Origin of the sequence: Mesorhizobium sp. M0276 (assembly GCF_040321755.1) — a bacterium.
Classification (GTDB): domain Bacteria; phylum Pseudomonadota; class Alphaproteobacteria; order Rhizobiales; family Rhizobiaceae; genus Mesorhizobium.
Map to the genome: position 1 here is coordinate 1 of NZ_JAMYSC010000118.1, position 2,500 is coordinate 2,500.

1 tRNA gene and 2 rRNA genes (1 of these 3 cut by a window edge) are annotated in these 2,500 nt (G+C 54.4%); all 3 read right to left on the reverse strand.

Annotated features, from left to right (window positions below):
• Positions 1–23: 23 nt before the first annotated feature.
• Positions 24–100, reverse strand: a tRNA-Met gene (locus tag NKJ01_RS35690).
• Between the two features lie 174 nt (positions 101–274).
• A 5S ribosomal RNA gene (gene rrf / locus NKJ01_RS35695) occupies positions 275–389 on the reverse strand.
• A 279-nt stretch (positions 390–668) separates the two neighbouring features.
• Positions 669–2,500: ribosomal RNA gene (locus NKJ01_RS35700) — 23S ribosomal RNA — on the reverse strand (it continues 990 nt past the right edge of the window).

The following is a 2,500-nucleotide window of genomic DNA, read 5'->3' on the forward strand; positions in this document are numbered from 1 at the left end:
GCGGGCCGTTTGCGTTTGAAGTTTGGTTGCGGGGACAGGATTTGAACCTGTGACCTTCAGGTTATGAGCCTGACGAGCTACCGGGCTGCTCCACCCCGCGTCGAGGTTTGGAAGTATGCGCAGGCCTCCTAACAGGATGGCCTACAGATAGGTATTTGGCTCACCAAATGAAAGGGCCGCTTACGCGGCCCGGGTTCCCGTTGGCGGGCCTTATCATAAAGAGAAGATTTCTCTCACATCCGATTTGGATGTGCGATCAACGTGCGTTTGGCAGACCTGGCAGCGACCTACTCTCCCGCGTCTTGAGACGAAGTACCATCAGCGCTGGAGCGTTTCACGGCCGAGTTCGGAATGGGATCGGGTGCAGCCGCTCCGCCATAACCACCAGGTCGGCAAAACGCACGTTGTTCGAGAAGCTGTTTTTTAGCGAATAGCCAATAGTGAGTAGCGAATAGGGATCCTATTTGCTGCTTTCTCTGAGCTGTTCGCTGGTCTTTTTTGTGCCTTTACAGTTCTTTGGGTCCTGACGCCTTTCGAAGCGAAGCTTCGCAAGGTCGACCGACCGTCGGCGCTGATGCGCCGCACCCACGTAGCGCCGCCCGCAGGGCGGAACGAGCGTGAGTGAGAACAGACCATTTGACTTCGTCAAATGGGCATAAGGAATGAGAACGATCAAGCCGATCGAACTATTAGTACCGGTAAGCTTCAAGCGTTGCCGCTCTTCCACACCCGGCCTATCAACGTGGTCGTCTTCCACGGTTCTCAGGGAATACTCGTTTTAAGGTGGGTTTCCCGCTTAGATGCCTTCAGCGGTTATCCCGTCCGGATATAGCTACCCTGCTATGCGGCTGGCGCCACAACAGGTCCACCAGAGATCCGTCCATCCCGGTCCTCTCGTACTAGGGACAGATCCTTTCAATATTCCTACACCCACGGCAGATAGGGACCGAACTGTCTCACGACGTTCTGAACCCAACTCACGTACCGCTTTAAATGGCGAACAGCCATACCCTTGGGACCTGCTCCAGCCCCAGGATGCGATGAGTCGACATCGAGGTGCCAAACAACCCCGTCGATATGGACTCTTGGGGGTCATCAGCCTGTTATCCCCGGCGTACCTTTTATCCGTTGAGCGATGGCCCTTCCACGCGGGACCACCGGATCACTATGACCGACTTTCGTCTCTGCTCGACTTGTCAGTCTCGCAGTCAGGCAGGCTTATGCCATTGCACTCAGCGAACGATTTCCGACCGTTCTGAGCCCACCATCGCGCGCCTCCGTTACTCTTTAGGAGGCGACCGCCCCAGTCAAACTACCCACCATACATTGTCCCGGACCCGGATAACGGGCCGCGGTTAGACATCCATAGTAATAAGGGTGGTATTTCAAGGGTGGCTCCACCTGAGCTGGCGCCCAGGCTTCAAAGCCTACCACCTATCCTACACATGCCACTACGAATGCCAATGTAAAGCTATAGTAAAGGTGCACGGGGTCTTTCCGTCTAACCGCAGGAACCCCGCATCTTCACGGGGAATTCAATTTCACTGAGTCTATGCTGGAGACAGCGGGGAAGTCGTTACGCCATTCGTGCAGGTCGGAACTTACCCGACAAGGAATTTCGCTACCTTAGGACCGTTATAGTTACGGCCGCCGTTTACTGGGGCTTCGATTCAGAGCTTGCACCCCTCCTCTTAACCTTCCAGCACCGGGCAGGCGTCAGACCCTATACGTCGTCTTGCGACTTCGCAGAGCCCTGTGTTTTTGATAAACAGTCGCTACCCCCTGGTCTGTGCCACCCTCCTCTACTTGCGTAGAAAAGGGTCACGCTTCTTCCGAAGTTACGCGTGCAATTTGCCGAGTTCCTTCAGCATAGTTCTCTCAAGCGCCTTGGTATACTCTACCAGACCACCAGTGTCGGTTTCGGGTACGGTTTATAAGGAGGAGCTATTTCCTGGAACCACGCAGCAGCCCGTTCAATCCGATAAGATTGGACTACCTCAATGATCCGTCACTACCTCCAAGCCCACGAATATTAACGTGGTTCCCATCGACTACGCGTTTCCGCCTCGTCTTAGGGGCCGGCTAACCCTGCTCAGATTAGCTTTAAGCAGGAACCCTTGGTCTTTCGGCGGGGGAGTCTCTCACTCCCCTTACGTTACTCATGTCAGCATTCGCACTTCTGATACCTCCACCACCCCTCACGGGTATGGCTTCATCAGCTTACAGAACGCTCCGCTACCGCTTGGCCCTTGCGGACCAAACCCTAAGCTTCGGTGTATGGCTTTAGCCCCGTTACATTTTCGGCGCAAAGACCCTTATTTAGACCAGTGAGCTGTTACGCTTTCTTTAAATGATGGCTGCTTCTAAGCCAACATCCTGGTTGTTTTGGGATCCTCACATCCTTTCCCACTTAGCCATAACTTGGGGACCTTAGCTGTAGGTCAGGGTTGTTTCCCTTTTCACGACGGACGTTAGCACCCGCCGTGTGTCTGCCGACTAG